At 58.3% G+C, this 15,852-nt stretch carries 18 protein-coding genes and 1 other annotated feature; of the genes, 13 read left to right on the top strand and 5 right to left on the bottom strand.

Annotation, left to right across the window (positions count from 1 at the left end; translation table 11 throughout):
* Positions 1-85: 85 nt before the first annotated feature.
* The gene (locus IOD40_RS20220) at positions 86-208 is read right to left on the bottom strand and encodes a hypothetical protein (protein ID WP_267905091.1); all 123 of its coding nucleotides are present in this window, start codon (positions 206-208) and stop codon (positions 86-88) included.
* Positions 208-263: a sequence feature (sul1 is cis-regulatory element that is thought to sense ions involved in sulfur or methionine metabolism; They are found in Alphaproteobacteria), on the top strand. Its footprint overlaps the gene before it by 1 nt.
* Before the next feature lie 57 nt (positions 264-320).
* Between IOD40_RS20220 and IOD40_RS12985 the strand changes: the two genes are divergently transcribed.
* A complete protein-coding gene (locus IOD40_RS12985) occupies positions 321-1,802 on the top strand; it encodes a SulP family inorganic anion transporter (protein ID WP_198476971.1) in 1,482 nt (493 codons plus the stop codon).
* A gap of 141 nt (positions 1,803-1,943) precedes the next feature.
* A complete protein-coding gene (locus tag IOD40_RS12980) occupies positions 1,944-2,435 on the top strand; it encodes a DUF4142 domain-containing protein (RefSeq protein ID WP_198476970.1) in 492 nt (163 codons plus the stop codon).
* Positions 2,436-2,783: 348 nt separating this feature from the next.
* Here IOD40_RS12980 and IOD40_RS12975 read toward each other — a convergent pair whose 3' ends face one another.
* Positions 2,784-3,356 (bottom strand): sigma-70 family RNA polymerase sigma factor, encoded by a 573-nt coding sequence (locus IOD40_RS12975; protein ID WP_198476969.1) that lies wholly within the window; start codon positions 3,354-3,356, stop codon positions 2,784-2,786.
* 165 nt (positions 3,357-3,521) lie between these two features.
* Positions 3,522-4,208, bottom strand: a complete 687-nt coding sequence (locus IOD40_RS12970; protein WP_233713974.1) for an MOSC domain-containing protein — start codon at positions 4,206-4,208, stop codon at positions 3,522-3,524.
* Between the two features lie 159 nt (positions 4,209-4,367).
* Here IOD40_RS12970 and IOD40_RS12965 point away from each other — a divergent pair, with 159 nt between their 5' ends.
* From IOD40_RS12965 to uxuA, 4 genes are all read left to right on the top strand, one after another.
* A complete protein-coding gene (locus tag IOD40_RS12965; RefSeq protein ID WP_198476968.1) occupies positions 4,368-4,928 on the top strand; it encodes a hypothetical protein in 561 nt (186 codons plus the stop codon).
* A gap of 76 nt (positions 4,929-5,004) precedes the next feature.
* Positions 5,005-5,931 (top strand): NAD(P)/FAD-dependent oxidoreductase, encoded by a 927-nt coding sequence (locus IOD40_RS12960; protein WP_198476967.1) that lies wholly within the window; start codon positions 5,005-5,007, stop codon positions 5,929-5,931.
* A 159-nt stretch (positions 5,932-6,090) separates the two neighbouring features.
* Positions 6,091-6,795, top strand: coding sequence for a GntR family transcriptional regulator (locus IOD40_RS12955; protein ID WP_198476966.1), 705 nt, complete (start codon positions 6,091-6,093; stop codon positions 6,793-6,795).
* A 39-nt stretch (positions 6,796-6,834) separates the two neighbouring features.
* Complete coding sequence (gene uxuA, locus IOD40_RS12950; RefSeq protein ID WP_198476965.1) at positions 6,835-8,022, top strand: mannonate dehydratase; 1,188 nt, start codon at positions 6,835-6,837, stop codon at positions 8,020-8,022.
* Positions 8,023-8,071: 49 nt separating this feature from the next.
* On the opposite strand, the gene IOD40_RS12945 is transcribed toward uxuA, so the two are convergent.
* The gene (locus tag IOD40_RS12945; RefSeq protein WP_198476964.1) at positions 8,072-8,563 is read right to left on the bottom strand and encodes a hypothetical protein; all 492 of its coding nucleotides are present in this window, start codon (positions 8,561-8,563) and stop codon (positions 8,072-8,074) included.
* Between the two features lie 86 nt (positions 8,564-8,649).
* A complete protein-coding gene (locus IOD40_RS12940; protein WP_198476963.1) occupies positions 8,650-9,087 on the bottom strand; it encodes an acyl-CoA thioesterase in 438 nt (145 codons plus the stop codon).
* A 422-nt stretch (positions 9,088-9,509) separates the two neighbouring features.
* Here IOD40_RS12940 and IOD40_RS12935 point away from each other — a divergent pair, with 422 nt between their 5' ends.
* The 7 genes from IOD40_RS12935 (at position 9,510) to IOD40_RS12905 (ending at position 15,728) form a co-directional block, all read left to right on the top strand.
* Positions 9,510-10,709 carry a mandelate racemase/muconate lactonizing enzyme family protein gene (locus IOD40_RS12935; protein ID WP_198476962.1) on the top strand — a complete coding sequence of 400 codons (1,200 nt, stop codon included), beginning with the start codon at positions 9,510-9,512 and terminating at the stop codon, positions 10,707-10,709.
* 3 nt (positions 10,710-10,712) lie between these two features.
* Complete coding sequence (locus IOD40_RS12930) at positions 10,713-11,483, top strand: SDR family oxidoreductase (protein ID WP_198476961.1); 771 nt, start codon at positions 10,713-10,715, stop codon at positions 11,481-11,483.
* 501 nt (positions 11,484-11,984) lie between these two features.
* Positions 11,985-12,692, top strand: coding sequence for an alpha/beta fold hydrolase (locus tag IOD40_RS12925; protein WP_198476960.1), 708 nt, complete (start codon positions 11,985-11,987; stop codon positions 12,690-12,692).
* Positions 12,685-13,032, top strand: a complete 348-nt coding sequence (locus tag IOD40_RS12920) for an extradiol ring-cleavage dioxygenase (RefSeq protein ID WP_198476959.1) — start codon at positions 12,685-12,687, stop codon at positions 13,030-13,032. Before IOD40_RS12925 ends, IOD40_RS12920 begins: the two co-directional genes overlap by 8 nt.
* Positions 13,025-13,867, top strand: coding sequence for a class III extradiol dioxygenase family protein (locus IOD40_RS12915; RefSeq protein ID WP_198476958.1), 843 nt, complete (start codon positions 13,025-13,027; stop codon positions 13,865-13,867). The genes IOD40_RS12920 and IOD40_RS12915 overlap by 8 nt, the downstream gene beginning before the upstream one ends.
* Positions 13,868-13,869: 2 nt before the next feature.
* Positions 13,870-14,190: a YciI family protein gene (locus IOD40_RS12910; protein WP_198476957.1), complete on the top strand. Its 321-nt coding sequence runs from the start codon at positions 13,870-13,872 to the stop codon at positions 14,188-14,190.
* 548 nt (positions 14,191-14,738) lie between these two features.
* Positions 14,739-15,728, top strand: a complete 990-nt coding sequence (locus IOD40_RS12905; RefSeq protein ID WP_198476956.1) for a TRAP transporter substrate-binding protein — start codon at positions 14,739-14,741, stop codon at positions 15,726-15,728.
* Positions 15,729-15,852 lie beyond the last annotated feature (124 nt).

Here is a 15,852-nt window from a genome sequence, read left to right as displayed (position 1 = left end):
CCCCGGATCATCTGAGAAAACCCTCCCTACGAGCCGACATTTAGCCAATCATCCCGCTCGAATATTACCAATCTGGCAAAGCCGGCTATGCCTTGCCGGACAAGGGTTTGCGCGCTGCCACGATCGCCGTCTGAGCCAGCATCAGACGAGACGTCGTGGCGACCGGTTGCACCCGCCCTTCCACATGCGCTATTAGCGCTGTACTCATCTGGACCCGGTGAAAATCCGGGTGGCTCTTCCGGCCGCCAATCCGCCGGACCTTCTAAGATGCGAATCCCTTGGCGCCCCTTCGCGCCGGCTCGTCGCTTCCCGAAATGACCATGATATTTGATAAAATTCGGCGTAACTGGCTGTCTAACATCCGGGCTGACATTCTCGCGGGCATCGTCGTCGCGCTTGCGCTCATTCCCGAAGCCATCGGCTTCTCGATTATCGCTGGCGTTGATCCCCGCGTCGGGCTTTACGCGTCAGTCGTCATAGCGATCGTCATATCGTTCGCAGGTGGCCGGCCCGCCATGATCTCCGCCGCCACAGCGGCAACCGCGATGCTATTTGGCACTCTGGTACGCGAGCACGGCCTTCAATACCTCCTTGCAGCGACAATTCTTGCAGGCGCCATCCAGATCCTCGCCGGCTGGCTTCGGGTCGGTCAGGTCATGCGCTTCGTTTCCCGCTCTGTCATGACAGGCTTCGTCAACGCTCTTGCGATCCTCATTTTCATGGCCCAGCTACCGGAGCTGATCGGCGTCACATGGCAAACTTACGTGCTGATCGCACTTGCCCTGGCAATCATCTACCTGTTCCCGCGCCTCACGAAGCTAGTTCCTTCGCCGCTCATCGCAATCCTTGTCGTGACTGGCTTCGTGATATGGCAGGGCGTCGATGTACGCACTGTCGCCGACCTCGGGGAGCTGCCCGACGCTCTGCCTGTGCTCCTGTGGCCTCAGGTGCCGCTTAACTTCGAAACGCTGTGGATCATCCTGCCGACGTCCGTCGCGGTGGCGGCAGTTGGTTTGCTTGAAAGCCTGCTGACTGCATCAATCGTCGACCAGATGACAGATACAACCAGCGACAAAAATCGGGAAAGCATCGGGCAGGGCATCGCCAACATAGCGAGCGGCCTGTTTGGCGGGATGGCCGGTTGCGCCATGATTGGCCAGTCAGTGATTAACGTAAAGTCCGGAGGACGAACCCGCCTTTCCACCTTCACTGCGGGAGCGTTCTTGCTCTTCCTCCTGATGGTGCTCGGCGATCTCGTTGGCCTGATCGCGATGCCTGCCCTTGTGGCAATCATGATCATGGTCTCGGTCGGTACCTTCAACTGGCGTTCTCTTCTCGATCTCACCCGCCATCCGCGCCGATCGAGCGTCGTGATGCTCGCAACAGTTGGAACTGTCGTGGGAACGAGCAATCTGGCGCTGGGTGTGGGGGTCGGGGTGTTGCTTTCCGGTCTCTTCTTTGCCTGGAAGGTCGCTCAGATCTTTCAGGTCACGTCGACACTGTCGGAAAGCGGCAAACGGCGGGAATATCGGGTGATCGGACAGCTCTTCTTCGCATCAGCGGATGAGTTTCTCGCCGCCTTTGATTTTGACGAGAAGATCGATGACGTGATCGTTGATGTCAGCAGAGCACACATCTGGGACCTGACAGGCGTCAACGCGATTGACAAGGCCGTAGTCAAGTTTCGCAAGAACGGCATCAGCGCCTCCGTGATCGGCCTGAACGAGGCAAGCACAACCATCATGGACAAGTTTGCAGAACACGATCGACCGGACGCGATCGAGAGAGTGCTGGGACACTGACTCATAAACGATGAGCGGGCAGGGTGCTGCTGGCGCGGCCCCGGCCTGATTCTGGTTCCACGAGCCGTGGAACATCGCGACGGCCTTTCGGTTGGGTTCGCCTACCAAGCACGTTCCAACTGGACGCACAGGGAGTTCTCCATGAAGACCCGTTTGCTTACCGCCGCCGCTTTCATCTTGACACTTTCGGCCCCCGGCCTCGCTCAACAGATGAGCGCGAGTGAGTTCGTGGCCACCGCCGCCAGCTCCGACATGTTCGAAATTTCATCCAGCGAACTTGCGCGCGAATTGGCAGAAAGCGAAGAGGTGAAAGAATTCGCCAATATGATGATCGCCGACCACACCAAGGCGAGTGAAGAACTGGCGGCAGCGGCCCAATCCGCCGGCGTCTCCCTGCCTGGGGGGATGGACGAGAAACATTCCTCCCAGCTTCAAAGCCTTGAGAGCCTGTCAGGCACCGAATTCGACGCTGCCTATATCGACGCCCAAGTCGCCGCACACGAAGAAGCTTTGGCACTGATGGAAGGCTACGCTGAAAATGGCGACGAGGAAGCCCTAAAGGCTCACGCGCAAAAGACCGCACCGGTCATCGAACGACATGCAGAGCACGTGAAGCAACTCGACGCGAAATAGTCCTTCTTAACGACAAATCCCTCTCGGCTCAGGCCGAGGGCGATTTTTTCTCCTGACGGCACATGATGGCGGGCTTAGATCCTTCTGCTGAAGGCTCTCCTCGGCGCCAAAATATCGACAGGTCTTCGAAACGTCACCGGTCTCTTCAGCATGTTGAAGAATACGAAGCTTGCGTGTGATCTCGCGTCGAACCTTGCTCATGAACACCTCCTTCGTCCCAGAATTGGGAGCTTATTGGAGATGTCCCGCGAGTCCCGACATATCTACAGCCTGAAAATTGGCGGCCGTCTTGTCTGATTACGAAGATTTTGGGACATTTCCGCTACCGAGCACTGCCGCAGCGTCACGCTAACCCACGCGATTTTGAGGAATGGATTCCACCGGATGCGCCTGATCCTGCTCCCAGGAAGCATCTGGCGAATCCTCTCCAAGCTCTTCCAGTAATCGCTGTCTCGCTCGATTTAGCCGGCTCTTGATCGTTCCGATCGCACATTCGCAGATCTGAGCAGCCTCCTCGTAGGAAACACCGAGGACGCCTATAAGCATAATGACTTCACGCTGCTGCTCAGGCAGGCGCTCGATCGCCTCAGCAATCTCGCGCCCTCGCGCAGACCATTCTTGAGTCGCATTGGTCGCCGGGCGCGACGACGCGCAATCAGCCGCACCAGGAGCCTCACGGGTCTCGATCTTGATCTTGGTGTAGAAAGCATTCCGCATGATTGTGAACAACCATGATTTCATGGCCGTTCCTGGTCGGAACTGATGGATACTCGCGAGCGCCCGCATCAGTGTTTCCTGTACAAGATCGTCCGCGGCTGACGGATCCTTGTAAAAAGTACGGGCAAACGCTCGCAGGGCCGGTATGAGTTCAACGACCTCCGACTTAGCCGTCGCAGTCGCGTGATCAGTCTCTCCGGCCACGGTCCTCTCCCTGTGCGCGTGCTGACGCCCCCTTGCCCCACATCACGAAATGCGCAGGAACGCTCGAGGTTCCTCGAACCACGTAATTTTTGAACGCGATGCAATAATTGCCTGGCGATGACATACGCCCGCCGCGTCCTCGTCACCACGGGAAGGTCGCGACGCCTAGGATCGTTTGCCTGTGAGGCGGGAAGACCAATCTTCTACTTTGCGCGAGGCCAGTCGACGCGCAGCATATCCTCGCCATTTTTCGGGAAGGAAAGGTAGCTCGGCAATCGCCGCAAGTTCCTCGAGGTTCATCGTATTGACGTAAAGAGCACGCCACAGGCGCTCAATCGTCCACTCAGGTGCAACACGGTCTATCAAGATCAAATCGCTGCCGGGCGCGACCATTCCCTCCTCGAGGACACGGTAGTACCAGCCTGTCATTCCGCTTTTCTGAACATCAGTCGCCATTGCGGGAACGTCGAAACGCAGATTGAGCTTCCAGCAGGGCTGCCTGCCCTGGCTCACCTGGATCAAGCTGCTCCCGAGACGAAACGTATCACCGACGGCGACATCTTTTTCCGTGACACCGAAGGTGGAGAGGTTTTCGCCAAATGCGCCTGGGGCAGTCAGCAGCGCGTGAGGGCCGATGCGCTCACGCCAGACCGCGTAGTGCTCCATGGGATAGTGGTGCAGAGCTTTCTCCGGGCCGCCGTGTACCTTCAGATCTCCCTGTGCGTCTCCCGCAATTCCCTCGTGTAGGACCTCAACGCTTCTGCTCACCGGACATTTGTTGATGCCACTCGGTACGCCCTCCGGTCCCAGTGCAGCAACTTGCCCGATCAAGACATAATTCACGCGGTTCAACTGATTTTTCCTGTCAACAGCGGCGGCCGACTTCGGATTGACGACATTTTCCAGCGATTCAAGCCGACGCCGGCGATTTGGAACAATCGTTCGCACACCCTGTTGGGAGGGTGCACGGGTATCGCAAGAACAACCAACCCATACAGGAAGGAAACAATCATGTTCAACAAGCTCATGACTGCAAGTGCCATCGTTCTCGTCAGCGGCGGTCTGGCCATGGCGCAGACTTCCGGCACGAGCACGACGACCGGCGCAGCAGGCGGCGGGTCCGAAGCAGCTGGCTTCCAATGGGATCAGTCTTCGCAGGATGCCTTCTTCAATGATGGCTCGCTCCGCGGAGACGAGGAAGTCCGCTCTGCTTTCGACGCCCTTGGCACTGAGCAACAGGCTCAACTTCGCAGCGACTGCCAACAATATGCGAGCGCTGGCGGAACAACGGGAACTGGCACGACGGGTGGCGCAACCACCGGTACCGGGACCACCAGCACCGACAGTGCAAGCGGCGGCACCGCAGCGACCGGCGGAACGAGCACCGATACCGCCGCTTCCGGATCAGCGACCACCGGAACTGACAGCACAGCAACCTCCAGCACCACGGGTAGCACGGCTGACAGCTCGATGAGCGGCACGGCAGGTGGAACCACTGGCGGCGCATCCGCAACCGCTATGCCTGACATGGCTAGCATGGAAGAGCTCTGCGCCAAGGTTCAATCCTACTAAACCCCAAGCTCCAAGGGGCGAGGCTTTCCAGCCTCGCCCCTTTTCACGTCCGCCACCCATCATCGCGCGTATGCAAATGAAGCCACCAGCGAAGCTCTTCGACTGCATCATCATTGGCGGCGGACCGGCTGGACTTCTCGCCGCGACGTATCTGGCGCGGTTTCGACGCAGCGTGTTGCTTATTGACGCAGGCGAGAGCCGTGCACGCCGCATTCCGATAATTCAAAACTGTCCCGGCTTCCCGGATGGAATAAGCGGATTGGATCTATTGAGGCGGCTGCGCGATCAAGTCGATCGCTACGAGATTGAACTTTTTGAAGGGATCGCGGACTCGATCGAAAGAATGGATCCGTCGTTTCGCGTCTCGTGCGGGTCCACCGAGTTTCTTGCCAACACGATCCTCTTCGCCACCGGCGTCGTTGACGTTGAACCGAACATACCCGACATCGAAGCCAATATCCGTAGCAAGGCGCTTTGTCTCTGCCCGGTCTGCGACGGATACGAAGCAAGCGACCTTAAGATCGGCGTGATTGGCAGCGATGAGCACGCGCTGCGTGAAGCCATCTTTTTACGAAGCTACTCTTCTGACGTGTCTCTTATCGCAAGAGAAGGAAACCCTGTGGAAGTGGCCCTCGAGAAGGAAGCACGCCGAAACGGGATCCGTATCGCCGTTGCACTATCTTTCGAGAGCAGCTTTGAGGGATTGGTGGCAATCGGTCCAGAGGAAGGCGAGGCCTTCGACGTGATCTATCCAGCGCTTGGATGCAAGGTCCGATCGCACCTCACGGGATCCTTGGGTATCGAACGAGACGATCTGGGGCACATTCTTGTCGGCAAGCGGCAGGAGACGACTGTCGAAGGCGTATACGCTGCCGGCGACGTGGTGCATTCGCTGAACCAGATTGCCGTCGCGTTCGGTCAGGCTGCGACAGCCGCCACCGCGATCCACAACAATCTCCCCAACCGCCTTCGCTGCAAAGGCGGACCCATCAGTCAACATTGAGCCGGACAATTGCTGCAGCAAACCAGCGAACGTCCCTTGGCATAACGTCCAAATTAATATACTAGTATCCACTAACTGCGCTGAGCGAGTTTCCCTTCGATCGAACCAGTTCGGCAGCTGAGGAGAGGAACCTTCGTGTCAGACGCGCGCGACACCAGCATGACAACAGAGTCACAGGGCGCCCGCCCGTCACGCCAGTTGCAATTGCGTCGCGTTACTGCCGCATCCGCAATCTACAATCAGCTGTACGACGACATCGTGGCCCTCCGTCTCGCGCCAGGCGCATCCTTGCAGGAGAAGCGCATAGCGGAGGAGTTTGGCGTCAGCCGGACGCCGGTTCGCGAGGCAATCTTGCGGCTATCCGAAGGCGGCCTCGTCGATATTTTTCCGCAATCCGCGACAGTTGTATCGCGCGTTCCTGTTTCGGCCATTCCGGAAGCTGTGGTCGTTCGCAAGGCGCTGGAAACGGTGACTGTCGAAGCGCTCGCTCAGAAAGCGACGCACGACGACATTGCCGAACTCGATGCCATCATAGAGCGGCAAAGGAAGTTCGCAGCCCTGGACGACCCGTCCGGTTTCCACGAGGAAGATGAGGCATTTCACGGGGCGATTGCGAAGTTTGCAGGCTATCCCGGCATCTGGACGCTCCTGCGGACTGTGAAAGTCCAGATTGACCGTGCGCGGCGTTTGTCTGTGCCCGTATTTGGCCGCATGCATCAGATTGTCGACGAGCATGTGACGATCCGGGACGCCATCGCAGCACAGGATTTGGCCGCGGCGCGCGAGGCAATGCTTCATCATCTGAGCACCGTGATTCCCGATGTGGCGGAACTCTCCGCTCGTCACCCTGACTATTTCTGCTGACCCCACAGCAGGCCGCTAAACACCGGAGACAAGGATAATATGAGACAAGGTTGGAGATGGTTCGGGCCCAACGCACCGGTTACCCTCGATGAGGTTCGCCAGGCTGGCGCAACGAATATCGTGTCCTCGTTGCATGAGGTCCCGATTGGAAGGGCATGGACTGAGGCGGAGGTCGCCGAGCGGAAATCACTGATCGAAACCACGCCGGCCGGCCGGCCTCCACTCGTCTGGTCCGTGGTTGAAAGCATTCCGATCCCGGATGCTGTCAAGCGCCTTGGCGGACAGGCAAAAGACGAGATCGAAGCGTGGATTGCGAGCCTTGAAGCGGTTGCAGCCTGCGACATCCCGGTCATCTGCTACAACTTCATGCCGGTGGTTGATTGGACGCGTACCGAACTGGATTACGTGACACCAACCGGGTCGACCGCCATGCGTTTCGATCACGAACGCTTTGCTGCATTTGATCTCTTCATTCTCGAGCGTAAGGGCGCTGAAGCCGAATATTCACAACAGGACATCGAGCGCGCCCGCGAAGTGTTCGAAGAAATGACCGACGAAGAGATTGCGGAAATCACCCGAAATATCACTTCGGCGCTGCCGGGCTCGACGACGGAACCGCTCACGATTCCTGAATTCCGCGACAAGCTGGAAGCCTATCGAGGCATCGACGCGGGCAGGCTTCGCCAGCACCTGATTGAATTTCTTGCTGCCGTCACACCTGCAGCAGAGGCGAGGGGCGTCAAGCTCACTTTGCACCCGGACGATCCACCGCGCTCCTTGTTCGGTCTTCCGCGCATTGCCTCCACTGCCGACGATTATGCTGCTCTTTTCGACGCAGTTCCGTCAGAGGCGAATGGAATGTGCTTCTGCACTGGCAGTCTCGGAGTTCGCGCCGACAATGATCTGGTCGAGATGGCGCGACGGTTCGGCTCGCGGATCCACTTTGCCCATCTGCGCGCCACCAAACGCGAGGGCGATGGCCGATCGTTCCACGAAAGCGCCCACCTCGAAGGTGACGTCGATATGGTCGCAGTTCTCAAGGAACTCGTCGCGGAGGACCGCAAGCGTGAAGCCGGAAAGGACATCATCTTCCGACCGGATCATGGTCAGCGTATCCTGGACGACCTGAACAAGACGGTCACTCCCGGATATCCGGCAATTGGTCGCCTGCGCGGCCTTGCTGAGCTGCGTGGTATCCTCCACGCACTTGACACCAAGCCGTCCTGATTTGAAATGATCGGGAGGCGGCACCCCCTCCCGATCTCAAACAACAGACTTACTCTTCGACTTCGTACAAGCTGACACCGGTTGCTTTCTCGGAAAGGGCCCGCTCAACCTCGGCGACCCGCTCCTGCACTGTTCGAACCGAGCACTCGCAGATTACGGCGGCTTCCTCGTACGGCAGGCTTAATACCCCCACCAGCATCGCCACCTCGCGCAGGGGCGTAGCCAGTTCATCGATCACTGCGGATATCTGCCGCTCAGCTTCGGACGACGGTCTCGGATCAGCACCGTCGCCATCAGCCCTTGCCCTCGTCGGTGAGTACGGAACTTTGGCCGCCTCCCGCATGACCGAGAGCAACCAGGTCCGCATGCCAAGGCCAGGGCTGAACTCGTCGAGGTTCGCGATTGCAAATCTCAGCGTCGTCTCGACGAGACCATCAATGTCATCAGGAATTTTCCGGAAGGTGCGGGCGAACGCTCGCAGGGCCGGTATGAGGGCAACAATTTCATCAGCGGACGGTGTGAGATCGGACCCACCCGGCATGGGTTGCTCCATTGGAAGCCTGTGACGATTGTTGGCCGACCAATGCACTGAGAGGGTCTAGGTTCCACCCAGAAATGAAATTGTTTTCACCGCTGCAAAGTTTCAACAGCGGCCCGGAAAGTCTGCGTTAATGGAAGTGGCTCCCGACTGTCCCGATCAACGTAGACGTGGACGAAATATCCCTCTGCCGAGGCAACATCCTCATCATTCCGAAACAGCCCGATCTCATAGCGGACGGACGTGTTTCCGATGTTGGAAACGCGGATACCTGCGGTGACGAGATCCGGATAGGCGATGGAGGAAAAATACCGACAACCACTTTCAACCACCACGCCGATCTGCGTGCTGCGGTGAAGATCAAGCAGCTTGTGCTCGATCAGCCACCCGTTCACGGCGCTGTCGATGAGCGCGTAGTGCACGATATTGTTTAGATGCCCATAAATATCGTTGTCGAGCCAGCGAGTGGTCAGCACCCGAAACGCACAATATTCATCGCGCCTGGTGGGAACTCTCTGCTCAGCCATGACCGTCCTCTACGATATATCTTCATTTGATAAGCGTACACCCGGACCCTCCGTGCCAAAATGAAAATATATCACCAGGACGAAGATGTTACTTCCAAAACGCTGCCCTCCTCATCAAGAAGGCACCTCTCTTTCGTAGAAAAGTTTCTTCATCAGCTTAGCCGATTCTTGACTCTTGCCATGATGTTACAAGATGCGTTTCCAACTCATCGGCGGATTGAACTTTTAATCAAACGCCTTTCCCTAAGTTCGTTCATGAATCCCAGCGCATTGTGGTGTTACCATAATCCGCAATCGATGCACGAATCCCTGATCGACCCCGTGCCAACCGTGGTCGATCCCTTTGGTATCTTGATCCATGAACCTCGCATACAGAACGCTCGCCGGCGATCTCCGCCGAAGCCGCCTTCCGGAGCTGATCCATGAAAATTACGGCCATCCGAACCTTTCGACTGGCAGAGTTCGCCAATGTCCTTTGGGTCCATGTCGAGACAGATGCAGGGATCACCGGTCTCGGTGAAACCTTTTATGGCGCAGGTTCGGTGGAAGCGCATATCCACGACGTGCTTTCGCATCGCCTGCTGGGCCGAAGTCCGCTTCATATCGAAGCGCTGTCACGTGAGATGGTGAACCTGCCGCTGGCACAGGCCTCGACCGGCGCGGAATATCGCGCAGCCTCGGCAATCGACGTCGCCCTGTGGGACATTTTCGGCAAGGTTTGTGACCTTCCGGTACATCAGATGCTGGGCGGCACCTGCCACGCGTCCATCCCCGTCTATAACACGTGCGCCGGGTACGGTTATGTCCGCTCGAACAAGATCAAGCCCGTGGACACCTGGAACCTTCGGGCAGGCGAGGGGCCTTATGAGGACCTTGAGGCGTTCATGACTGATGCAGGCGCTTTGGCGGAAAACCTCCTCGAAAACGGCATCACGGCGATGAAGATCTGGCCGTTTGATCCGGCCGCGATCGAGAATGATGGTCGCTTCATCACCGGCGAGCAGATGCGCACTGCGCTTGAGCCCTTTGAGAAGATCCGCAAGCGCGTTGGCGACAAGATGCAGATCATGGTCGAGTTCCACTCGCTGTGGAACCTGCCTACGATCAAGCGCATCGCCCGCCAGCTGGAAGCCTTCGACCCTACCTGGTACGAAGATCCGATCCGCATGAACTCCGTTTCTGCGCTGGCGGAGCTGGCAGCGTCGACAAGCGTTCCGATTTGTGCATCGGAGACACTCGGCTCGCGCTTCCCCTACAAGGACATGCTGGAGGCCGGCGCGGTCGGGATCGTCATGACCGATCTGGTGTGGACGGGCGGCCTGACCGAAGGGCGCAAGATCGCGGCACTCGCCGACACTTATCACCGACCCTACGCTCCGCACGACTGCACCGGGCCCGTGGCTTATGTAGCTGCCGTACATTCTTCATTTTCTCAACCGAACACCATGATCCAGGAATCCGTGCGCGCCTTTTATACTGGCTGGTACAAGGAGCTCGTTACCGAGCTTCCGAAGGTCGTTGATGGCCACGTCCTGCCAATGGAGGGGCCGGGCCTCGGTACCGAACTCCAGCCAGCGATCTTCGATCGCCCAGACCTGACCAGCCGCAATTCGGAGCTTTGAGATATGAACAGAACCAACCCATTTGATCTCACGGGCCGGACCGCCCTGGTGACCGGCTCATCCCGCGGCCTTGGCCTTGCCATTGCAAAAGGTCTCGGCGATGCCGGTGCACGCCTCCTCATCAACGGCGTCAATATTGAGCGCCTCGACGAAACTGCATCCTCCTTGAGAGGAGAGGGATACGACGTCGACCTAGCCGCGTTTGATGTCACCGACGAAGCCTCGGTCATCAGAGCTTTCGCGGATTTTGACAAAAAGGGCATCGCCGTCGACATCCTCGTCAACAATGCTGGCATCCAGTACCGCAAGCCGATGCTGGAGCTTGAAACAGAAAACTGGCAACGCGTGCTCGACACGAACCTTACCAGCGCCTTCCTGGTAGGCCGTGAAGCGGCAAAGCGCATGGCGGCGCGTGGCTACGGCAAAATCATCAATATCGGCTCGCTGACGAGCGAACTCGCCCGCGCAACCGTCGCCCCCTATACGGTCGCCAAAGGTGGCATCAAGATGCTGACCAAGGCGATGGCTGCCGAATGGGCAGCACACGGCATTCAGGCCAACGCCATCGGCCCCGGCTACATGCTCACCGATATGAACGAGGCGCTGATAAACGACCCCAAATTCGATGCCTGGGTCAAAGGTCGAACACCTGCACGCCGCTGGGGCAAACCGGAGGAACTTGCCGGCACCGCCGTGTTCCTTGCTTCCTCGACTGCCGACTACGTGAACGGTCAGATCATCTATGTCGACGGCGGCATGATCTCGGTACTCTAATATTCTGCAGGTAAAGGCTGGCGCTATCGTCGCCCTTGATCTTCGCGCTTCCAAACAGGCTCGCGTCGAAGATCACCCGCTTCGCTGACCTTCCCCAAGCTCATCGAGCCGGCCCGCCTCATGGCACCGGCTCCCGTGACCACTCCTGGGAATTGCATATGGAACAATCACGGCGTGCGCTGGTTCGTAGGTCAGGCACGAGATCTTGACCTCTCAGAAAATGTGCCGGATCGGCGGCTTGCCCCTCCCCACCGGTCCTTTGTCCATAGCCAACTCGGCCGGCTCTCCCATGACCGGCCATTTTTTTTGCGCGTTTTTCACGGGTGAACCATTAACGGTGGGCGGAAGCCTCTGCTGACTCCATTGTCCACGAGGCGGTGTATCTCTGGATACAGAATTGCTTCCCCTGCGTTCAATTCTGCAAAATTCAACCGGAACACGCCGACGCATTGACGACGTTGTATACAGCATGTATCTCACCTCCAGTTAAGGGAGTGAACATTGACAACGCTCGTTCTGATACCGGGCTTGATCTCGGACTCGATCGTTTGGCAGCCAGTGGCCGATGCGGCACCGCTGCCCTCGCACCATGCTGACGTGACCCGTGACGATTCCATCACCGCGATGGCCGAGCGGCTCCTTGAAGAGACTGCGGGTGAAATCATCGTCGTCGGCCACTCGATGGGCGGGCGCGTTGCGCTCGAAATGGCCCGCATCGCGCCAAGCAGGGTACGCGGCCTCGTGCTCGCCAATACCGGCCACGGCCCCAAAAGGGATGCCGAATTGCCGAAGCGCTATGAGATGATCGAGCGCGGCCATAAGGACATGGCGGCGCTCGCCGATGTGTGGCTGCCGCCAATGATGCATCCGGAGCGGAGCGGAAACGATCCGGACCTGGTGGCGAAACTAAAGGAAATGGTCCTGCGTGCGGGTCCCGACGTTCACGAGCGCCAGATCAAGGCGCTTATCGGCCGCCCCAACGCCACGGAATATCTTTCGCAGATAAGCTGCCCGATCCTGCTTCTCACTGGCCGCCAGGACGGCTGGAGCCCGATCGCGCAGCATCAGGAAATCGCTGACGTAGTTCCGGATGCGGAATTGGCGATCATCGAGGACGCCGGACACTTCGCGCCGGTTGAACAGCCAGAGGCGGTCACCTCCCAGATCGTTTCGTGGCTCGAACGGAGGTTTGGATATAAGAATGGCTAATCAGAGCATTCCCGACACGCCGCTGTTCGACCGTTCCGGGTCGATCAGGGGCTACAGGATCAACAAGATGGCGATGGCCCTTGGCCAAGCCGCCAACCGCGAAGCCTTCAAGGAGAACGAGGAAGCCTATCTCGATCGCTTCCGCCTCACCGCTGAAGAGAAGAAAGCCGTCATGTCCCGTGACTGGCATGAGATGGTACGCCTTGGCGGCAACCTCTTCTTCATCCTGAAGATCTCTGCCATCGACCCGACCCCGATCACCAAGATCGGCGCGGCACAGGCTGGCATGAGCCACGAAGACTTCCTCTACGAACGCCTGGGAAAGCGTGCAAATGGCTAAGATTATTGGTGGGCTGGGTACCAGCCATGTTCCTTCCATTGGTGCTGCACTCGACAAGGGTCTGCGCGACACCGCAGATTGGAAGCCTTTCTTCGACGGCTATGAAGCCGGCAAGGAATGGGTGAAGGAAGCCAAGCCCGACATCGCAGTGGTGGTCTTCAACGACCACGGCAACACCTTCTTCCTTGACCGTGTTCCGACCTTCGCGGTCGGCGTCGCCGATACCTACAACCCGGTCGATGAGGGCTGGGGTCCACGCGCCATCCCACCTTTTGAGGGCGCTACGGACTTCTCCTGGCATTTCGTTGACAAGCTTGTCGAGCGTCACTTCGACCCGCTGGTCTGCCGCGAGATCGAAGTTGACCACGGCATGCAGGTGCCGATGGAGCTGTTCTTCGGTCGCCCGGAGACGTGGCCGGTCAAGGTGGTTCCGATCTGGGTCAACACGATCCAGTATCCGATCCCGACCCCGCAGCGTTGCTGGGAAATGGGCAAGGTGCTGCGCGAGGCGATCGAGTCATGGCCGGGCGACGAGCGGGTCGTCATTCTCGGCACCGGTGGGCTGTCGCACCAGCTGCAGGGCGCGCGCGCCGGCTTCATCAACCAGGAAGCAGACCGCGCCTGGCTAGACGGCATCGCGTCTAACCCTGAGCACTACCGCAACATGACCCGCGAGGATTATGTCGAGCAGTTCGGCTCGGAAGGCGCAGAACTCATCATGTGGCTCGTCATGCGCGCCGCGATGAACGAGAAGGTCGACCTCGTCCACAAGCACTACTACGCTCCCGCATCGATGACCGGTGCTGGCATGGTTGTCCTCGAGAACGCGGCCTGATCATGTTTGTTCTGATGAAATGCCTGCACAAGCCAGGCCAGGATGCTGCCCGCGACGAACACCGCCCCGCTCATCGCGCCTGGGTTAGCTCAGGCGGAAACGGTCTCGTATCCGTGCTGATCGGCTCTGCGATTCTCAAAGAAAATGGCGAGACCGCCGGGAACTTTGGCATCCTTGAAGCAAAAACGCTGGAGGACGCACGTGCCTTTGCTGAGGGCGACGCGTTCACTGTAGCAGGAATCGTCGAGACCATTGAATTGACACCCCTGCCGGAGACCTTCCAGGCGCACCGGATCACAGATCCGATGTCCCCCCGGCTCTAATATCTAATAGTTACCTCCCAAGATGCGGCGGTCGAACTTCGTTCGGCCGCCGCTCGCCGTTTATGGCAAATGAACTTTGTGTTCGTTTCAGGCTTTCGCCTGCGCTCGACAGGCATCCTCCCCGCCTTTTCCATCAGAACTCGAATTTGTCACAGCCATGAGCGCGCCCTTAATCGCGCGCGCCTCCCGTTACGTCACCCATTTATTCTTACGCTACGTCCGCATGTAGATAACTAAAATGTGTATAAAATTGACGTAACGACAACTCCCGCTGGAGTTACCTAACGTTATTGCTTGGCGCACTGCGGTTTTTTTATCGATATTTCCTGAATGTCAGCGATTTAATACGCAATTAAACGATTTGCTCGCTGCCTTTACTCTTGCCAGCGATTTGCCCTTTCGACTAATGGGCGTCGATTGCCAGTTCGGCTGAACCTGCTGTCTGGCACATCCAAGGATGACCGATCAGTCGCCGCGATGCGGTGAACGGTACGGTTGCCCTCATGGTTGGCAATCTGCCTGGGGGCAGACTTGTTTAGGAGGTACGCATGTTTCCCAAGATGATTACGGCGGCGATGATGGCCGCGAGCCTTCTCGCTTCATCCGCAGCATCGGCCAAAGAGCTGAAGCTTGCGGACTTCCATCCGTCCACCCACTTCGTCCTTGAAAAGGTTTTCAAGCCGTTCGGTGAGGCCGTCGCAGCTGGCACCGATGGCCAGGTCACCCTCAAAACCTACATGGGCGGAGAACTTGGACCTGGCCCCGCTGAGCAATATAACCGGGCTGTCGACGGCGTTGCCGATCTCGCCTTCAGCCTTCCTGGCTATACCGCGTCCACTTTCCCGCTGACGCTGCTAGCCGAGCTGCCGGGTGTGATTGACGCCGAAAACGGCACGGAGTCGCTTATCGCGGCGCAGGATCTGCTCGCGAAGGAATATCGCCGCGCGAAGCTCGTCTCGTTGTGGATCAACCAGCCGAACGTGTTGTTCTCGGCTAACAAACCGATCCGTACCCTCGAAGACCTCAAGGGCATGAAGATCCGCGTGCCATCGCGCAACGCAGGTCTGGTCGTTGAAGCCTGGGGCGGCGTGCCGGTCTCGATGCCGGCATCTGACGTCTACAACTCGATGCAGACGGGCGTCATCGACGGCGCGATGATTGACACCACGACGCTTCAGGCGTTCCGTCTGGCGGAGGTCACCAAGTACATCACTGTTGGCATGGACACGTCGATTTCACAGTTCTTCCTCGTGATGAACCGCGACAGCTTCAACGAACTGTCCGAGGACCAGCAGAAGGTCGTGCTCGAGGCAGGCCAGGACGCAGCCCGCAATGGCCACAAGGCGTGGGCAGAGGTTGCAACCTCCGCGCTTGAGGGCTTCGCCAAGACTGAGGGCAAGGAACTCATTACGCTTTCCGATGACGAGATCGCCAAGTTCAACGCCGCTTCTGCCGAGGCCGTGGATAAGGTGATCGCGGAAGTCGAGGCAACCGGCGCGCCGGCTCGCGCCTATGTTGAAGCGTTGAAGAATGACTGACGCCTCGTCAACGCAAAAGCAGTGTGGCCTGTCCCATTCGACTCCGGTCGAATGGGCGGTGCGCTTCTTGACGTCACTTTCGGCGATTGCGTTGGCGATCATCCTGGTGACGACCTTTGTCGGC

This window comes from Aquamicrobium zhengzhouense (genome assembly GCF_016124105.1).
Lineage (GTDB): Bacteria > Pseudomonadota > Alphaproteobacteria > Rhizobiales > Rhizobiaceae > Aerobium > Aerobium zhengzhouense.
The sequence above is the reverse complement of the archived record's forward strand: the minus strand, read 5'-3'. Positions and strand labels throughout refer to the sequence as shown.

Bases quoted from the DNA above. Each gene is read 5' to 3' on its own strand.
- IOD40_RS20220 (WP_267905091.1), bottom strand. From the start codon at position 208: ATGAGTACAGCGCTAATAGCGCATGTGGAAGGGCGGGTGCAACCGGTC.
- IOD40_RS12985 (WP_198476971.1), top strand. From the start codon at position 321: ATGATATTTGATAAAATTCGGCGTAACTGGCTGTCTAACATCCGGGCT.
- IOD40_RS12980 (WP_198476970.1), top strand. From the start codon at position 1,944: ATGAAGACCCGTTTGCTTACCGCCGCCGCTTTCATCTTGACACTTTCG.
- IOD40_RS12965 (WP_198476968.1), top strand. From the start codon at position 4,368: ATGTTCAACAAGCTCATGACTGCAAGTGCCATCGTTCTCGTCAGCGGC.
- IOD40_RS12960 (WP_198476967.1), top strand. From the start codon at position 5,005: ATGAAGCCACCAGCGAAGCTCTTCGACTGCATCATCATTGGCGGCGGA.
- IOD40_RS12955 (WP_198476966.1), top strand. From the start codon at position 6,091: ATGACAACAGAGTCACAGGGCGCCCGCCCGTCACGCCAGTTGCAATTG.
- uxuA (WP_198476965.1), top strand. From the start codon at position 6,835: ATGAGACAAGGTTGGAGATGGTTCGGGCCCAACGCACCGGTTACCCTC.
- IOD40_RS12945 (WP_198476964.1), bottom strand. From the start codon at position 8,563: ATGCCGGGTGGGTCCGATCTCACACCGTCCGCTGATGAAATTGTTGCC.
- IOD40_RS12940 (WP_198476963.1), bottom strand. From the start codon at position 9,087: ATGGCTGAGCAGAGAGTTCCCACCAGGCGCGATGAATATTGTGCGTTT.
- IOD40_RS12935 (WP_198476962.1), top strand. From the start codon at position 9,510: ATGAAAATTACGGCCATCCGAACCTTTCGACTGGCAGAGTTCGCCAAT.
- IOD40_RS12930 (WP_198476961.1), top strand. From the start codon at position 10,713: ATGAACAGAACCAACCCATTTGATCTCACGGGCCGGACCGCCCTGGTG.
- IOD40_RS12920 (WP_198476959.1), top strand. From the start codon at position 12,685: ATGGCTAATCAGAGCATTCCCGACACGCCGCTGTTCGACCGTTCCGGG.
- IOD40_RS12915 (WP_198476958.1), top strand. From the start codon at position 13,025: ATGGCTAAGATTATTGGTGGGCTGGGTACCAGCCATGTTCCTTCCATT.
- IOD40_RS12910 (WP_198476957.1), top strand. From the start codon at position 13,870: ATGTTTGTTCTGATGAAATGCCTGCACAAGCCAGGCCAGGATGCTGCC.
- IOD40_RS12905 (WP_198476956.1), top strand. From the start codon at position 14,739: ATGTTTCCCAAGATGATTACGGCGGCGATGATGGCCGCGAGCCTTCTC.